The organism is Croceibacterium selenioxidans, assembly GCF_018599195.1.
Classification (GTDB): Bacteria; Pseudomonadota; Alphaproteobacteria; order Sphingomonadales; family Sphingomonadaceae; genus Croceibacterium_A; species Croceibacterium_A selenioxidans.
Map to the genome: position 1 here is coordinate 1,501,819 of NZ_JAHFVK010000001.1, position 15,698 is coordinate 1,517,516.

At 61.7% G+C, this 15,698-nt stretch carries 18 protein-coding genes and 1 tRNA gene; 9 read left to right on the forward strand and 10 right to left on the reverse strand.

Features of this window, described 5'->3' with window-relative positions; all coding sequences use genetic code 11:
- The first annotated feature begins 174 nt into the window (after window positions 1–174).
- The 3 genes from KK137_RS07320 to KK137_RS07330 all read left to right on the forward strand — a co-directional run bounded on the left by KK137_RS07320 (window position 175) and on the right by KK137_RS07330 (window position 2,751).
- Window positions 175–251: transfer RNA gene (locus KK137_RS07320), tRNA-Pro, on the forward strand.
- 76 nt (window positions 252–327) lie between these two features.
- Window positions 328–1,209 carry a DMT family transporter gene (locus KK137_RS07325; protein WP_214535487.1) on the forward strand — a complete coding sequence of 294 codons (882 nt, stop codon included), beginning with the start codon at window positions 328–330 and terminating at the stop codon, window positions 1,207–1,209.
- Between the two features lie 78 nt (window positions 1,210–1,287).
- Entirely contained in the window at window positions 1,288–2,751 is a 1,464-nt protein-coding gene (locus KK137_RS07330) for a helicase HerA domain-containing protein (RefSeq protein ID WP_214535488.1), read from the forward strand.
- Between the two features lie 12 nt (window positions 2,752–2,763).
- Here the strand turns inward: KK137_RS07330 and KK137_RS07335 are convergent, their stop codons facing one another.
- Together KK137_RS07335 and KK137_RS07340 are read right to left on the reverse strand one after the other, a co-directional pair.
- Window positions 2,764–3,477 (reverse strand): RES family NAD+ phosphorylase, encoded by a 714-nt coding sequence (locus tag KK137_RS07335; protein ID WP_214535489.1) that lies wholly within the window; start codon window positions 3,475–3,477, stop codon window positions 2,764–2,766.
- Complete coding sequence (locus tag KK137_RS07340; protein ID WP_214535490.1) at window positions 3,474–3,887, reverse strand: MbcA/ParS/Xre antitoxin family protein; 414 nt, start codon at window positions 3,885–3,887, stop codon at window positions 3,474–3,476. The genes KK137_RS07335 and KK137_RS07340 overlap by 4 nt, the downstream gene beginning before the upstream one ends.
- 135 nt (window positions 3,888–4,022) lie before the next feature.
- On the opposite strand from KK137_RS07340, the gene aroQ reads away from it, so the two are divergent.
- From aroQ to accC, 3 genes are all read left to right on the forward strand, one after another.
- A complete protein-coding gene (gene aroQ / locus KK137_RS07345) occupies window positions 4,023–4,457 on the forward strand; it encodes a type II 3-dehydroquinate dehydratase (protein WP_214535491.1) in 435 nt (144 codons plus the stop codon).
- A gap of 117 nt (window positions 4,458–4,574) precedes the next feature.
- On the forward strand, window positions 4,575–5,024 hold the full coding sequence (accB, locus tag KK137_RS07350) for an acetyl-CoA carboxylase biotin carboxyl carrier protein (RefSeq protein ID WP_250893613.1): 450 nt from the start codon (window positions 4,575–4,577) through the stop codon (window positions 5,022–5,024).
- Window positions 5,025–5,028: 4 nt separating this feature from the next.
- Window positions 5,029–6,378, forward strand: coding sequence for an acetyl-CoA carboxylase biotin carboxylase subunit (gene accC, locus KK137_RS07355; RefSeq protein WP_214535493.1), 1,350 nt, complete (start codon window positions 5,029–5,031; stop codon window positions 6,376–6,378).
- A gap of 6 nt (window positions 6,379–6,384) precedes the next feature.
- Here accC and KK137_RS07360 read toward each other — a convergent pair whose 3' ends face one another.
- Together KK137_RS07360 and KK137_RS07365 are read right to left on the reverse strand one after the other, a co-directional pair.
- Window positions 6,385–6,798: a low affinity iron permease family protein gene (locus tag KK137_RS07360; RefSeq protein WP_214535494.1), complete on the reverse strand. Its 414-nt coding sequence runs from the start codon at window positions 6,796–6,798 to the stop codon at window positions 6,385–6,387.
- Window positions 6,799–6,888: 90 nt separating this feature from the next.
- Window positions 6,889–7,377, reverse strand: a complete 489-nt coding sequence (locus KK137_RS07365) for a hypothetical protein (protein ID WP_214535495.1) — start codon at window positions 7,375–7,377, stop codon at window positions 6,889–6,891.
- A 179-nt stretch (window positions 7,378–7,556) separates the two neighbouring features.
- Between KK137_RS07365 and KK137_RS07370 the strand changes: the two genes are divergently transcribed.
- A complete protein-coding gene (locus KK137_RS07370) occupies window positions 7,557–8,216 on the forward strand; it encodes a hypothetical protein (protein ID WP_214535496.1) in 660 nt (219 codons plus the stop codon).
- A gap of 213 nt (window positions 8,217–8,429) precedes the next feature.
- Here KK137_RS07370 and KK137_RS07375 read toward each other — a convergent pair whose 3' ends face one another.
- Together KK137_RS07375 and KK137_RS16570 are read right to left on the reverse strand one after the other, a co-directional pair.
- The gene (locus tag KK137_RS07375) at window positions 8,430–10,961 is read right to left on the reverse strand and encodes a TonB-dependent receptor (protein ID WP_214535497.1); all 2,532 of its coding nucleotides are present in this window, start codon (window positions 10,959–10,961) and stop codon (window positions 8,430–8,432) included.
- 141 nt (window positions 10,962–11,102) lie between these two features.
- Window positions 11,103–11,303, reverse strand: coding sequence for a hypothetical protein (locus KK137_RS16570; protein WP_250893805.1), 201 nt, complete (start codon window positions 11,301–11,303; stop codon window positions 11,103–11,105).
- Between KK137_RS16570 and KK137_RS07380 the strand changes: the two genes are divergently transcribed.
- The gene (locus tag KK137_RS07380; protein ID WP_338028029.1) at window positions 11,281–12,156 is read left to right on the forward strand and encodes a helix-turn-helix domain-containing protein; all 876 of its coding nucleotides are present in this window, start codon (window positions 11,281–11,283) and stop codon (window positions 12,154–12,156) included. The two genes, KK137_RS16570 and KK137_RS07380, sit on opposite strands and share 23 nt — an antisense overlap.
- 321 nt (window positions 12,157–12,477) lie before the next feature.
- On the opposite strand, the gene KK137_RS07385 is transcribed toward KK137_RS07380, so the two are convergent.
- Both KK137_RS07385 and KK137_RS07390 read right to left on the reverse strand, forming a co-directional pair.
- Complete coding sequence (locus KK137_RS07385; protein WP_214535499.1) at window positions 12,478–12,795, reverse strand: 2Fe-2S iron-sulfur cluster-binding protein; 318 nt, start codon at window positions 12,793–12,795, stop codon at window positions 12,478–12,480.
- A gap of 107 nt (window positions 12,796–12,902) precedes the next feature.
- Window positions 12,903–13,127 carry a CDGSH iron-sulfur domain-containing protein gene (locus tag KK137_RS07390; protein WP_214535500.1) on the reverse strand — a complete coding sequence of 75 codons (225 nt, stop codon included), beginning with the start codon at window positions 13,125–13,127 and terminating at the stop codon, window positions 12,903–12,905.
- A 272-nt stretch (window positions 13,128–13,399) separates the two neighbouring features.
- On the opposite strand from KK137_RS07390, the gene KK137_RS07395 reads away from it, so the two are divergent.
- The gene (locus tag KK137_RS07395; protein ID WP_214535501.1) at window positions 13,400–13,573 is read left to right on the forward strand and encodes a hypothetical protein; all 174 of its coding nucleotides are present in this window, start codon (window positions 13,400–13,402) and stop codon (window positions 13,571–13,573) included.
- A gap of 114 nt (window positions 13,574–13,687) precedes the next feature.
- Here KK137_RS07395 and KK137_RS07400 read toward each other — a convergent pair whose 3' ends face one another.
- The gene (locus KK137_RS07400; protein WP_214535502.1) at window positions 13,688–14,599 is read right to left on the reverse strand and encodes a sterol desaturase family protein; all 912 of its coding nucleotides are present in this window, start codon (window positions 14,597–14,599) and stop codon (window positions 13,688–13,690) included.
- Window positions 14,600–14,686: 87 nt separating this feature from the next.
- The gene (locus KK137_RS07405; RefSeq protein WP_214535503.1) at window positions 14,687–15,625 is read right to left on the reverse strand and encodes a LysR family transcriptional regulator; all 939 of its coding nucleotides are present in this window, start codon (window positions 15,623–15,625) and stop codon (window positions 14,687–14,689) included.
- Window positions 15,626–15,698: the final 73 nt, after the last annotated feature.

Here is a 15,698-nt window from a genome sequence, read left to right on the forward strand (position 1 = left end):
GTTTTCTGCCCATCCAATCGGCAACGAAGGCGGAGATATTGTGGAGCGCAAACCCCATTACAACTCCCCTCTCCCGAACTAAGGCGGTCCCGCTAGCAGCAAAGCAAAGGGGGTGCAATCAGCGCCGCTTGCGTTGCCGAAGACCCTTGCCTATAGGCCCGGCCTCCACTGGATCGGGACGTAGCGCAGCCTGGTAGCGCATCACACTGGGGGTGTGGGGGTCGCTGGTTCGAATCCAGTCGTCCCGACCAGTGGATTACCGGCGATTTCATCGCCGGATCGGCAAACGAATTGGACCTCAATCCGGCCAATTCCGTGAGTTCCCCCATGACAGCACCCCACCCAGTTCGCGGAGCGCTCCTATGCGTAGCCGCGCTGTTGCTGTTCGCCTGCATGGACGCGACGACAAAGTATTTGTCCGCCAGTCACGAGGTGCCGCTGATCGTGGCGGTTCGCTACCTCGGCAACCTGCTGATGATGATCGTGGTCTTCGCGCCGCATCACAAAATGGAGATGGTTCGCACCCAACGCACCGGGCTGGTGCTGGTCAGGGCGCTGTGCCTCGCCATGGCGTCGTTGCTCATCGGCCTCGCGCTGCAACGCATGCCGGTGGCCCAGATGACGGCGATAACCTTTCTCGCTCCGATCCTGCTGGTCGCCATTGCCGGGCCCCTTCTCGGTGAGCGAGTCGGATGGATCGGCTGGCTCGCGACCCTGGGGGGCTTCGCCGGCGTCATGCTGATCGTCCGCCCGGGAAGCGGCCTTCCCTTGAGCGGTGTCGTGTTCGTGCTCTGCGCGGTAGTGTGCAACCTCGGCTACCAGGCCTTGTCGCGCGTTCTGGCTACGACAGAGAAGACCGCCGCCCTGCTGTTCTACACCGCCCTGGTCGGTTCGATTCTCTTCAGCATCGGCCTGCCCTGGTATCTCGAAGACGCGGCTCCCTCCGGGTTCGAGGTCGTCCTGTTCGCGAGCCTGGGCATCTATGGCGGTCTCGGCCATTTCATGTTCACCGCCGCCTTCCGCTACGCGCCGGCCTCGCTGATCGCGCCGCTCAACTACCTGCAGCTTATCTGGGCGGGTCTGCTCGGCTGGATCGTGTTCGGTGACGTGCCCGACGGCGTGACGATCCTGGGCATGATCATCGTGGCGCTGTCCGGTGCGATGATCGCCCTCAAGACCCGCCGGCCTCCGGAGAAGCGCACCGCCTGAGCGGCTCCTCATCTCACAACTCTGGAAAACGGCGGCCAGGGGATTGTTGCCTTTCCGCAGACCCTTATGCGCACGGTTGTGAGTGCATCAGTTGAAATCGGCGTTGCCCCCGACGGGCGTCCTGTCACGATCGACATCAAGGAACTGCTGGCGACGCGCCTGCTGGTGCAAGGCAACAGCGGCTCAGGCAAATCGCACCTTCTGCGCCGCTTGCTCGAAGAGAGTGCGGCGATGGTGCAGCAGGTCGTGATCGATCCGGAGGGCGATTTCGTTACCCTGGCGGACCAGTTCGGCCACGTGGTGGTCGATGGCGGCGCTTACACCGGCGCCGAGCTCACCCGCCTCGCCACTCGCATCCGCAAGCATCGCGCTTCGGTCGTGCTCACGCTCGACAGCCTTGAGGTCGAAGCGCAAATGCGCTGCGCCGCGCTGTTTCTCTCGGCCTTGTTCGATGCCCCCCGCGAAGACTGGTTTCCGGCCCTGGTCATTGTCGACGAAGCGCAGATGTTCGCGCCCTCGGCCGCGGGCGATGTCACCGACGAGGTGCGCCGCCTTTCGCTCGGAGCCATGACCAATCTCATGTGCCGTGGCCGCAAGCGCGGACTTGCGGGCATCGTGGCGACCCAGCGGCTGGCGAAGCTCGCCAAGAACGTCGCTGCCGAAGCGTCCAATTTCCTGATGGGCCGCACATTCCTCGACATCGACATGGCCCGCGCCGCGGACCTTCTCGGCATGGAACGTCGCAGCGCCGAAGAGATTCGCGACCTCGACCGCGGACACTTTCTCGGCCTCGGCCCGGCGATCAGCCGCCGGCCGATAAAGGTCAAGATCGGACCCGTGCGCACGGGCTCGCAGGCGGTCTCCCATGCGATGGAGCCCCCTCCCACCGTGTCGAGCGAGGAGTTGCACGCGCTGCTCCACGAAGCGGATGCCCATACCCGCGCCCCACCTCCCGCTCCGGCGGCGCCGGTCGTCGCGGCGGAAGAATTGATCGGCCGGATCGAAGAGATCGCCGCGATCGATGCACCGGGTCCCGCGTCCGCCGAGCCGGCAGGGGCTGCGGTACCGAACGACAGCGAGCAGGCCATTGCGCGGATTTTCGCCGAGATGGCGTCCGATAAGGAAGCGCCGTTCCGCAACTCGGCGGCGCTGTTCCAGGATTTCTCGATGCGCTGCCGTATGCAGAAGATAGGCGTGCGAGCCATCGGCCTTACCGACTTCCGCCGCCGCTTCGCCTTTGCGCTGGCGGGCCTGGGCAGTCCGCCTGACGACGAATGGGCCGAAATCGCGCAAGCAGCGCAGGACGTGCCCGACGATCTGCTGGCGCCCTTCCTCCTGCTCGCCCGGGCGGCCCAGGGGGGTGAGCCCTGCCCCGAAGACGAAGAGCTGGGCCGGGTCTACGGCACGACCTCACCGGGCCGAATTCGCCGATTGCTCGAATTCCTCGAAAAAAGCGGCTTCATCGTGGTGCGGACCGATTTCAGCGGAAGACGGTCTGTCTCGCTTCCCCAGCTTGGCACCGCCACCGCGCCGGTCGACTGAGGCCCGCGTTTCTCAGGTGGCCTCCACCACACGAAACACGGTCCCTACCCCTGCATCACGAACCAGGTCGACCCTCGTGCCGTCCCAGTGATAGTCGAGATGCCGGCCCTGGACCGGCTCAGAGGCGCAATCCGGATAGAAGAGTCCAACGCACTCCCCACCGGCGTGCCTCACACTGGGATAAACCACTCCCTGTGAGCCGCCCCCTCGAAGCGCCCTGCCCAATCCGTGCGATGCTTCGTAGCTGTCCGGAGCGAGCGCGGGGTCTTCCAGGCCGCGCAAGTCGTGCAGATCGGCCCGGACCGACAGCACTATCTCCCGGAACTGCGAAGTCCATCCCGGCGCCTCTGCGGTCCGGGCCATGAAACGGGCGTGGTGGTGGATTGTCTCGAACAGCGCAGTTTCGAACACGCGCCCCGCATAGAGCACGCCAAAGGTTCCGTCGGAGAACCGGCTGCGCCTCTCTGGAGCGATATGAGTGAACGGGGCCATCAAGTACGACGCGCCGGCCCCGCCGACCCGCCGCTCAACCGGCACGAGGTCGAGATGGCCGATCGTCTCCATGATCCGCGGATTGGTCTTCTGCTCGGCCGAGATCAGCAACGGCCAGTCGGCCGGGTCCGCGATATCCTCGAACAAGTCGATCGGAGGAAAGACGCTGCGGATGATCCGCACCGCGCCGCCCCAATTCACTCGCGAGACCGGAATGATTTCCGGCAGCGTCACCAGCCGCCACGCTCCGCGTCGAGATAGCGGCGCACGCGCATGATGTCAGTCAGTTCGCCGCCGAGCATGACGTCGAGCGCGCTGGCCCCGCCAAAGGCTGCGTTTGCGGCGCGGATCCAACCATAAGCCCGCTGCGGCTCGGCAAAGATGATGCGCAGCGCCTTGTGGACTCCCATCAGGTTGGACAGCCTCGCCCGTCCGTCGCGCGAAACCCGGCCGGGCCCCTCCGCCTTCCAGCGGCGATAGGTACGTACCGGCATGTCGAGCAAGGTCGCGGCTTGCTCGTCGGTCAGGCCCCATTTGGTAAACAGGTTGAGGGCCGCGCGGAACATGGCCGCCGCCTCATCCTGAGTCAGCGGAGCGGGAATGAACGCATAAGGTCCGGTATCAATCGGCTGCAGCGAGGGCATGGCTAATCTCCATATGGCACCGTATGGGGCAAAGATGGCCATTTGGCAATGCTGCAGGGATGCGTAAGCCTCAACCCTCTCGCGCTCGCCTCGCCATGGCGCTATGGGGCCGGCCAACGCCAAAGGGGGAGCAGCATGTCGAATAGAGTTCTCGTCCTCAACGGACCCAATCTCAATCTGCTCGGCTTGCGCGAGCCGGAGATCTACGGCTCCGACACACTCGACGACATCGCCGGTCGGCTGGAAGACCGCGCCAGAGAGCTCGGCCTCGAGGTAGAGCTGCGGCAGTCGAACCACGAAGGGCACTTGTGCGACTGGCTGCACGAAGCCCAGGCAGAGGGTGTGAAGGCCGTGCTGCTCAACGCAGGGGCCCTCACCCACACCAGCCTGGCGCTTTATGATGCGATCCGGTCGATCAAGACTCCGGTGATCGAAGTGCACATTTCCAATCCCCAGGCGCGCGAGGCCTATCGCCACAAGAGCTATGTCGCGATGGCGGCCAAGGGCACGATCGCGGGGTTTGGCGCGTATGGCTATGAAATGGCGCTGGAAGCGGCAGCCAGGCTGTAAAGAGACATATCGCTGGTACTTGCCAGCGCCGAACACCGCGCGCATAGCGCCGGGCTTGTTCGACCAGCATAGAGGGATCGCATGGCCGAAAGTAACAATCGCGTACGTGGAGGCGGCATGAACGTGGACACCAAGCTGGTGCGCGAGCTAGCTGAGCTCCTGTCCGAAACCGGCCTTACTGAAATCGAAGTTGAAGACGGGGACCGGAAGATCAAGGTTTCTCGCGGATCGGTTGCCCCGGTTCAGGCCTTTGCGGCTCCCGCGCCGGTCGCTGCCGCTCCTGCGCCTGCCGCCGCGGCGGAGGCTGCACAGGCAGCGGTGGCCGAAAGCGCCGCCAACGCCATCAAGTCGCCGATGGTCGGGACGGCCTATCTTTCGCCGGAACCCACCGCCGATGCCTTCGTGAAGGTGGGTGACAAGGTTTCGGCCGGCGACACGCTGCTGATCGTCGAGGCGATGAAGGTGATGAATCCGATCACCGCCACCGCGGGCGGCACGGTCAAGCAGATCCTGGTCGAGAATGGCCAGCCTGTCGAATATGACCAGCCTCTGATCGTGGTCGCCTGATACCATGCCTATTTCCCGGCTCCTGATCGCCAATCGCGGCGAAATCGCGCTGCGCATTCACCGTGCGGCTCACGAGATGGGCATCGAAACGGTAGCGGTCCATTCGACGGCCGATACCGACGCGATGCATGTGCGGCTGGCCGACCATGCGATCTGCATCGGCCCGCCCCCGGCAACCGACAGCTACTTGAATACGGCGGCGATCATCTCGGCTGCCGAAATCTCGGGTGCGGACGCCATTCACCCGGGTTACGGCTTCCTGTCGGAGAACGCGCAGTTCGCCGAAATCGTCGAGGCCCACGGCATCGCCTGGATCGGGCCCAAGCCCGAACACATCCGCACGATGGGCGACAAGGTGGAGGCCAAGCGCACGGCCGGGGCTCTGGGCCTGCCGCTGGTGCCTGGTTCCGCAGGCGCTGTCTCGGATCCGGAAGAAGCCGCCAAGATCGCCGATGAAATCGGCTATCCGGTGATCATCAAGGCCGCGTCGGGCGGCGGCGGGCGCGGGATGAAGGTGTGCACCTCACCCGACCAACTCGCCTCCCTGATGAAGCAGGCCGGCAACGAGGCGAAGGCCGCGTTCGGCGACGACACGGTCTATCTCGAAAAGTACCTCGGCAATCCGCGCCACATCGAGTTCCAGATTTTCGGCGACGGCAACGGCAACGCCATCCACCTCGGAGAGCGCGACTGCTCGTTGCAACGCCGCCACCAGAAGGTCCTCGAAGAGGCGCCGTCCCCGGTCATCACTCCCGAGGAGCGCGCCCGCATGGGCGGTATCGTCAGTAAGGCCATGGCCGACATGGGCTATCGCGGCGCGGGGACGATTGAGTTCCTGTGGGAAAATGGCGAGTTCTATTTCATCGAGATGAACACCCGCCTGCAAGTGGAACACCCGGTGACCGAAGCGATCACCGGTGTCGACCTGGTGCGCGAACAGATCCGCATCGCCGACGGCAAGCCGCTCTCGGTCCGCCAGGAAGAGATCGAGTTCAAGGGCCACGCGATCGAGTGCCGCATCAACGCGGAAGACCCGTTCACGTTTGCCCCGAGCCCGGGCCTCGTAACCGCCTATCACGCGGCCGGCGGCATGCATGTGCGCGTCGATAGCGGGCTCTACGCGGGCTACCGCATCCCGCCGTATTACGATTCCATGATCGCCAAGCTCATCGTCTACGGCCGCACCCGCGAAGGCTGCATCATGCGCCTGCGCCGGGCGCTGGAAGAAATGGTGGTAGAGGGCGTGAAGACCTCGATCCCGCTCCACCAGGCGCTACTCCGCGATCCGGACGTGCTCAACGGCGACTACTCAATCAAGTGGCTTGAGGAGTGGATGGAGCGGCGGGAAAGCTGAGGCTGGCTAGCGCCTCAGCAACAGCCGGGTGACTGTCTCGCTGGTCGTGGCTGACTTGCCGCTTTCCATCTCGATCTCCTCTAGCTCCAGCGCCTCGCGGATACGCTCGATCTCGACGTCGGTGAGGTGCTCGATCCCGATGAACTGACCGCGCGCTTGTTCGACCGCGCGGATCAGTTCGTCGAGCTTGGCCTGCATCGCCGCCGCGTCCCGGTTCTGCGAATTCTGGATCAGGAAAACCATCAGGAAGGTGACGATTGTCGTCCCGGTGTTGATGACCAGCTGCCAGGTGTCGGAGAACTTGAACAGCGGACCGGTAACGCCCCAAACCACGACAATCGTCAGCGCCAGGAGGAATGCCAGCGGTTGGCCGGCCCACCCGGAAATTCGCGTCGCTATATGAGTGAATAGCTTGTCCATGGTGCGAGAAACGCAATTAACCGACGACGGTGCCCGACGCACCCGCGCGCCCAATTCCATCCCCCGATTTTCCCGTACGAAGGCGCCGCGTCACTCGTTCGGCGTGCAGCGCTTCCCTTCGTACTGGAAGCGGTTCAGCTCGTAGGCGGTGCCGTTCCAGCGCTCGACCGGGAAGCAGAACCCCGGCCCGCCGATCTCGAGGTCGGGCCAGCCCCCTGCCCCCTTTTGCTCCAAGACGCTGACGATCCCGGGCCCGCTGGTGACCTGCTTCCACGCGCCGTCCGGCTGCTGGCTGACGATCACATAGCCGACCTCCGTCGAGCCAAAGCAAAACACGCTCCCCTCGGTGATGATCGCCTCAGGCTGCCCGTCGCCGTTGAGATCGCGCACTTCGGCGATCTCCCCCGGAGTGTAGCTCGCGGTGCCGGGGTCCTCGCAACCGCGCCACTGCCCGCCCTCCTGCTTGAACCCCGCCGCACGAAAAGCCGCCGCGCTTTCGGCGTTGGACAGCTTGTCCTGCGACAAGGCAGGCGAAGCGAGGAATATCAGCGAGAGAGCGGCAATCGATAGAGCGCGCATGAGGCCTCCGAGACAATCGGCGCGACCATGGGCTCAGTGTACCGATCCAGGCGGTCACGGCAATCTCGAGATTGTTGGCCAATGAGACTGTCCGCTATCGACCCATTGCGGACATTCCGGAAACGAGGCAACTTCGACTTCCGGCGAACTTAGCCTGGGCCAGGGATGGAGGCAGCGGGATGCGCGTGGTTGGATCGGCTATTCTTCTCGCATGGGCGGCAATTCTTCCGGCGGCGGCTCAAGTGCCGGCGAACGCCTCGTCTTTAGACCGTGCTGCGCAAAAGTCGTATTCGGAGTGCGTCCCGGACCCTGAAAGCTATCTGGCTTTATCCTTCCAGGATTTTGACCAAGGTATCCGTCCACTCGCCGATGGTTCGCGGCAGGAGGCGGGCTGGCGCGAAATAAACAACCAGGAGGGCTGCCAGGCCGCGGCGGCCATGCTGATTTCCCAGTGGCGCGATCGCCACAGCGCCGGTCTTCATCCCACCCTGCAAAGCTTCATGGCCTTCCACGAAGGCCAGATCCGCGCCCAGGGCGGCGACTATGCGGGCGCGATACCGCTGATCGAGGCGGGACGCCCTGCGTTCGCTGACCCAGCCGGCCAAGCCTACGTAGACGCGCTGCTGGCCTTCCTCCGCTCCGACCGGGACGCGCTCATCGCCGCGCGCGATCGGCTTCTGGCCGTGCCGGAGCCGCCAAACTGGGCCGAGCAGCAGCGCGCCTACAAGGAGCAGGCAGGCCAGGATATGAAGTGGCCCAGGAACATCGAGGCGACGGACTCGCTCGTCCGCTGCTTTGGGAAGCCCTATTCTGCTGCGGCCCAGCGCGAGTGCAGCTAAGCGAAGTCAGGGCAACATTGGGCGACATCGCAATCCTACCGTCATGTCCGCTTTCCACCCATATCTGCCTTAGGCGCACGGCCCAAAGGCTAGACCGCTTTCATCGCACCGACGCCCGAAACCGGACCGTCTGCTTTCAGCCAGTCATGGCCAAAGACCGTTGGGGCAAAATCTAGCTTCAGAAGACTTCGAACCCGACTAGCCTCTGCAATTTCAGAAATTGCGCCGAACCGTTAAGGCCACCTCGCGCGGCCGGCCCGGCTGCCCGTTAACATAGAAAGTGGCGAACTTGTTCAAATAGTAAAAGTCATCGAACAGGTTCGTAGCTTCTAAAGATACTGACCAATCATCATTTACCGAATGATAGGTAAGGCGCACATTGGCGAGCGTATAATTTTCGACGGTCACGTTCGGATCGCAGTTGAAGTTGCCGCAGTAACCCGGCGTGTAAGCGACGTCCAACCTTGGGGTCAGGGACCCGTTATCGCCACCAAGGGGGATTTCGTACTGGATACCCGCGCTCCACTTGAACTCCCCGATGCCTGGGCGGTTCGCGCCGACGATGATCTGCGTCGTCGGGTAGTTGATCGAAGTGAATTCGAAGTCGGTCAGGCTCATGGCCCCGTCGATGGTCAGGCCCTCCACCGGATTGATCGTGGTTTCCAGTTCGAACCCGCGAACCCGTGCATCACCGATGTTAAGATACTGGCCGCATAGCCCCGGGATGCCGCCACCGTCGATTGGCAGGGGCTGGTCGTCGGGACCAAGGCACGTCGTGGGCGTGCCCTGATAACCTGTATAATCCATGTGAAAGATACTGCCGTTCAGTCGCATTGCGCGGTCGAACAATTCGGCCTTGAAGCCCAGTTCGTAGGCCTTCACCTTCTCCGCTCCGAACGGCCGGATTTGCTGGTAGACATAGGGCCTGGGCGCCACGCCGCCGCCCTTGAATCCGGTCGAAAACTGGGCGTAGCCCATAATATCGTCCGTGATCTTGTAGGAAACGACGGCTCGGTAGTCGGGTATGGATTCCTCGTAAGTGCCGACGAAGCCGGTCAGCGGGTTGGTCGGGTTGCTCAGGGGCAGGAAGTCTCCGTTCCCGTCCGGGTTGAGGCGGTTGTAGAGATATTCCTTCTTCTCGTGCGTCAGCCGGAAGCCGCCCTCGAGGACAAGAGCTTCGGTCGCCGACCAGGCGACGTTGACGAAGCCGGCGTAGCTTGTGAGGTCCGCCGTATCGTCGTTGATGAACGAGAAGCAGGGAGTGGCCGCCGGACAAAAGCCTGAGAACGGCGTGTGAATGCGCGCGTCGTAGCGCGTCGATGCATCGTAGAAGAAACCGCCGACGATCACATCGAGCGTGTCATCGAGGAACTGACCCGCCAGCCTCACTTCCTGGCTGAACTGTTCGTGCGTGTAATCCGAGGCGTCCTGGATGAAGACCACGGGCGAGTGATCGTTGTCCGAGCCCGTATGGCTGAACATGTGGCGGAAGCCGGTGATGGACTTCAGCTCAAGGTTTTCGTTGAGTTCGTAGTCGATCGTACCTGACACGCCCCAGGCTTCGGCCCCTGCGGCCGAGGGCGCAATGAACGGTCCGAGCGGTTCACCCGCGATATAGCCTGAGGGCGGTCCTGGAGGCGCGCCGATGGCCGAGTACATGACGCCGGGGTCGTAGAAATTGGCGTAACTTGCATAGGGGTCGTTGAGAACCGCGTTTGCTCTTCGGTAGGGACCGTAAGTCACAAAGCGGTCGTCATACGCGACACCCTGGTACGGGATAGACAATCCCGACCGGTCGATCGGATTGGCGGAACCGGCAGTTGCGGATTCGGCACTGGCGATGAGTACCGACGCTTGGGTTTCTGAGCTGTCCTTGGTGTAGTCGCCGATGAGATTGATCTCGAGCGGGCCGCCGTTGGGCGCGATGCGCAGCGATCCGCGCATGCCGTACATCTGGATGTTGCCCATCTCGCCGATCTTGCAATGCCCCCCACTGGCAACGCTCGGCAAAGCTCCGGAGACGACGTCTGGATCGTCAGGATTGAGGCACCCATAGTCATAGCGGGTGACGTGGCCGTCACGGTTGCGGGTCACGCCAGTGACGCGGGCGAAGACAGCGTCCGGGATGACGGTGAAATCGGCGCTGGCCTTGATGTCCCGTCGACCGAGATTGCCGATCGTGGCCTCGAGATAGCCACCCTGGCCCTCTGGCTTGCGGGAGTAAATCTTGATTGCCCCGCCCAGCGTGTTCATGCCTGAAAGGGTACCCTGCGGTCCGCGCAGCACTTCGATGCGGTCGATATCTGTCAAGTCGAAAGCGCTCGCCAAGACGGTCCCGTAGTAGATATCGTCGATATAGGTGCCGACGCCCGGTTCGACCGAAGGGCTCTGGTCTGACTGGCCAACGCCGCGAATGAACACGCGGATCGAATTGCCCTGCCCAGCCGGGTTTTTCTGCAACAGCAGGTTCGGGATTTGCGCGGTAATGTCGGTGATGGTGGTCTGGCTACGCTGCTCGAGCTGGTCACCGGTTACGGCGGTTATCGACAGCGGCACTTCCTGCAGGTTCTGCTCGCGCAACTGCGCTGTCACCACGATCTCGTTGGTACTGCCGGGAAGAGGAGCCTCGGGGTCGAGCCCGTCCTGGGCGGCCACAGGGTGGGCCGTCAGCGCGACGGCCGAGGCGAGAGCCAAGAGCGATGCACGCGCACCCGACGCGCGCTTCGTGGCGTTGTAATAAGACATTTCTTCTCCCTGTCCCTTTACCGCTCCGTGACACCTGCCGATTTTTCGACTGGGCCAACTCGTCACGCTCGGCGCTTCGCCGGTCGTTCCCCCGTGAAACGGGATGCGTCGGCTTGCTCATTCTCTCGCAGGTTCATATCGTTAGCGCAGGAAGTGGGCGTTGACCGAGATGGCGAAGTCGCTTGCCACATTTGGAAATGTCCAGTCGACCGCACGCGTGGTCGACTTGCGCAATGTCGACAGCGCGAAACGCGCTCTCGTATGGCAGGATGCCGCATCCGGCGCATTTCCGGGATTGTCGCTAAAACTATCGTCCCGGGTGCCCGCGATCGGTTCGATCAATCGATTTCCGATGGGGACAGGCGAGTTGTTCAGCATCGAGTCCGCTCCGGTCGAAGTGTCGTACCGTCCGTCTCCGTCGAAATGCGGACCTGCTCATTTATCTCTGATGGTTCAATCACGCGGATCTACAAGTATCAGTCAGAACGACCGTCACTGCCGCTTGGCAGAAGGTGACGTTTGCATGCTCGACGAAGGTAGTGGGTTCCGATTGGTTGGAGAAGAATGCAGTGCGATCCTCTTCTTGCGCCTGCCGAGAGCAGCGGCCCTTAACCGCCATCCACAGCTTGAGCGCCAGTTTGCCAGTACCTTCCCAGCAAAAGAGATCGGCACGCGTCTTCTGGCGGATACGCTCCTGCGCCTACTCGATGACATAGCATTCCTGGATGAATTGCAGCGCGCTTCGATGATGGACGCCATTATTCAGATGTTAGGTGTGGCTGTGCCTCGATCAGCGTCGCCAATGGCCGCCGATTGGCGAGTCCGTCGGGCGCTCAACTTTATTGAACTCAATCTGGGTATTGGCGGCCTCACGGCCGAAAGTGTGGCGCAGGATCAGCACATCAGCCGGCGCAGGCTGGACCAGATCATGCACAAAGTGCTTGGCCAGTCGATCGTCGCGGCACTTTGGAAACGCAGGCTGGAACGGGCAGCTGCAGATCTTCACGACCCGCGGATGGCAACCCTGTCGGCAGCGCAGATAGCCTTCTCCAATGGGTATGAGGATGCCGCCCACTTCACGCGGGCTTTCAAGCGCAAATATCTGATGACGCCCGGGCAATGGCGCCTTAATCAGGTTGGCGCCAATGTCGAATTGACGGGGACGGGACCTCGGACACTCGGATGCGATGGCTGATTTAGAACCTCGGTGACTCAGATCTAACGGCTCCGAGAAATGAGATCCGGCATCGAGAAGCTGACGTCGGCTTTCGCTCGCAATCGTCCCGAAACCGGACCGTCCGCTATCGGCCACTGTCTGCCATTCTGCTCTGCGCCCAAGTTGGGCACAACGAACAAACGGGTCGCTGCTCCAAAACGGTCAGCTTACGTGAGGGCCTGAAATCCTCCGTTCTATGCAGATATTGCGAGCTTTCGAAGCTCTGCAGACGCAGAACGATCGCCGCTCGTGCGCCGACCTGACCAGTGCCGACCATGATGACTATGCCGAATTGGGGCATTAGTCTTCGGGCGCGATGCTCACAGATAGACCGTCATGTTCGTCCGAAAGGGGAATTTGACAGGACAAGCGCGAAACCTGTGCGCGATGATCGGAACTGTCGAGTAGGTCGTTTTCGTCCTCGCTCATCGATGGCAAGCGATCAGCAAATGCCGGGTCAACGTAAACATGGCAGGTCGCGCAGGAACAGCATCCTCCGCAAAGCGCCAGAAGCTCATCGAGTCCAGCTTCGCGGATAGCTTCCATCAGGCTCAGGCCATGTTGGAAAGGCACACGGTGCTCATACCCATCCCGGGATTTTACGATAACCTCAGGCACAACTCGCAACTCCTCGAATTTTCTAGATGATGATCAGCGCGCAGCATCGTCGGGAAGGATGACAAAAACGCGCCGCTCAGGATGACAGCGGCGCGGCGCGGGATGCGTTACTCTTCCGAAGCCAAGGCTTCCTCGGCAGCTTGGAAGCCGATCTTCGTGTGCTGTCCATCGCAGAACGGCTTGGTCGTGGATGCACCGCAACGGCAAAGGAAGACGCGCTTTTTCCCTTCCAGGTCGTAAAGTTTGCCCGTGCCGTCTCGCAGCTCGAGAAGACTTAAGTCACCGCTGACAACGTATGGACCGTTTGGTTTCGCAACAATTTCAACCGACATTTGCTTCTCCGTCGTTCTGTTCGTCAAATCTTGGGGGACACCATCTCGCGCGAGACCGGTTCTGCGCTCTACCGTCTTCAGCGAAAGTGTGGGACGTCCGGGGGTATAAGCGAAAGCCAGTCCCTTACGTCTCGGCGGCGCCGACGCCGCTCGGGATGGGCCGCTAGTTCCAAGCATCGCTCATAGTATTCGTCTATGCCTTTCATCATGCATTTGTACCTGCCCTGACATGGCGCTGCCGAGCAGCATGAGGACTCTCAGGGGAACTCGGCATGCAAACTTCTAGAAGCTCCAACCGCAAACTTTCGCAGTGGCTGGCCGTGACTTTCGCCAACGCGCTGCAGTGGCTTCTCGAAGGCATCTCATCACGAGCGGAAGCGATCACGGGCAGCCCGCCGAGCGAAGGACTCGCCATTCAACGCTCCTCGAACCAATCCAAAAAGTAGCAGCCAAGTTCGACTATCGGGACAATGCGGGGAGCGTGTTTCTCGCGTTGGTGATGGCTTGGAATGTGGCGCAGCCTTCGATCTGAGGGTTTCACTTTGGCGAGGCTGTCATCTTCATGCTGCCGTCGCCTCGTCGCCTCCCCCGGATAGCCGCTTGTCGCGCCTGGCTTTGTACGCGTCGATCATCGGCTGTAACGGAAACATCGTCTGCTCCCATATAGACAGCCGCTTGCGGTCGTCTTGACCGACGATCACGCTTTCGCCCTCGCGATAGGTACCGAACACGCGATCGAGCAGGATCAACGAGTTGCCAAAATTGCAGCGAGTGGATTCATAGTCGGTCGAATGATGCAGGCTGTGGTGCCGGATGGTCGTGAAGAAGAACGAGTACCACTTGGGCGGATCTGAACGCACGTTAGCGTGGGCGAAGACGGAGATGACACCCATGGTGTTGATCGCAGCAAAAATCGCGGTCACCTCCAGATCGAACAGCGCGACCACGCTGAGGCTGATCAGGAACAGTTCGACCGGGTTGCCCACGGCACCCTTTGCCGCGTTCAACTGAGTGATATGGTGATGCGGTGCGTGGGTGAGCCAGAACGGGGTCCAGTTGTGCATCAACCGGTGCATCCAGTATTGGCCGAATTCGATGAGGAAGATCACCAGCGCGACCTGGGCCAGCCACGGCAATTGCTTGGCCCACTGGGTGGTGATGCCGAGCGAGGCCTTGGCCGCTTTCAACGGGTCCTCAGCCAACAGTTCGGTGAACCACGAAATCACCGTCGCGCTGAGCACGACGTAGAACAGGTCGGTGAAGAATTCCTGGCGGTTCATGCGCCAGCCGGCATGCCGTTCGTGGACAAACTCAAGCAGCAAAACGACAATAATAATGAGCGGGGACACCACGGTGAAAGTCCAGGGATTCTCAAGCAAGCTCTTGGGCGCGAAAGCCCAAAAGGCGAGAACTATGGCGATCATCGCGGGGGGAATATGGTTGAATATTCGGTCTTTAATAATGACTTGCATGCCCCTGCTCCGCTCAATGCGGTCACAGTGCGCTGCGTTGCGTCATAAAGGCAGAGGCAAAGTTTCAATGAAAGGCATAGATTGGACCTATGCCCTTTGTTGGGCACGAATACGTCGAATTACCTCGTCCCAAAACAGCTGGGTCGCCGTGTCCCTGGCCGGTTCTGAACGGGCCAGGAGGAAGATGTCGTAGGATGGTTCAAAGTCGGCATGGAGCAAGGGCCAAAGCCGGCCCTTGGCCACCTCGTTCTCGGCAGCAAGGATTGGAAGAAAGCCGATCCCCACCCCCTGCACGATGAGCCTCCGCGCTTCGTTGATGTCCTCGGCCAATCCGCTGACGTTGGTGCCCAGTCGATAACGTCGACGCAAGTGAGTGATCAGTTCGATCTCGTCTTCCCCCGTAAGCACGAAGCCCTCGTCTTTGAGTTCGAGCAGTCGGCTGACGCGATGGCCAAAATGGGGGCTGCTCCGCGAGCAATAGAGCTGCTGTCGCTCCACCAGCATCGGCTCGTACATCAGGCTTCCGCGAACGCTGCTGTCGTAGCCTACACCGATCTCCACTTCGCCTCGCTCAAGCGCATCGAGCACTTGGCGCCAAGGCGAAACGCGTATCTCGATATGAATGGCTGGATGGCGCCGGTGAAAGCTGGCGATAGCCTCGTCCAGCTCGGGAGAGACAAGGCCCGACACGATCTGGATACGGACAATGCCTTCGACCCGTTTGGTTGCTTGCGCGATCTGGTGCGGCATCAATCGCGCCGATTCCAGCATGTCCTCGCACAGCGCCAAGATGGCTTTGCCCGCCGCCGTGACCTCGACGCCGGTTGCAGTGCGGTACAGCAGGGTGGTCCCGACGTGCTCCTCAAACCGCTTCAGGGCCGCGCTGATGCTGGGTTGCTGGCGATTGAGTTGCCGCGCGGCGGCACCGATCCCCCCCGCGCGCACGATATCGACGAAGGTACGCATTAGGTTCCAATCCACCCGACTTGCGAACTTCTTGTCGGTCATCGGCGGCTCGTCGCTCATGCTTGTTCCCTGGTCGATTGATGGACACGGCTTAGGCATAGATGAAATCAATGGGAACTCCAAAGCGGGCTTT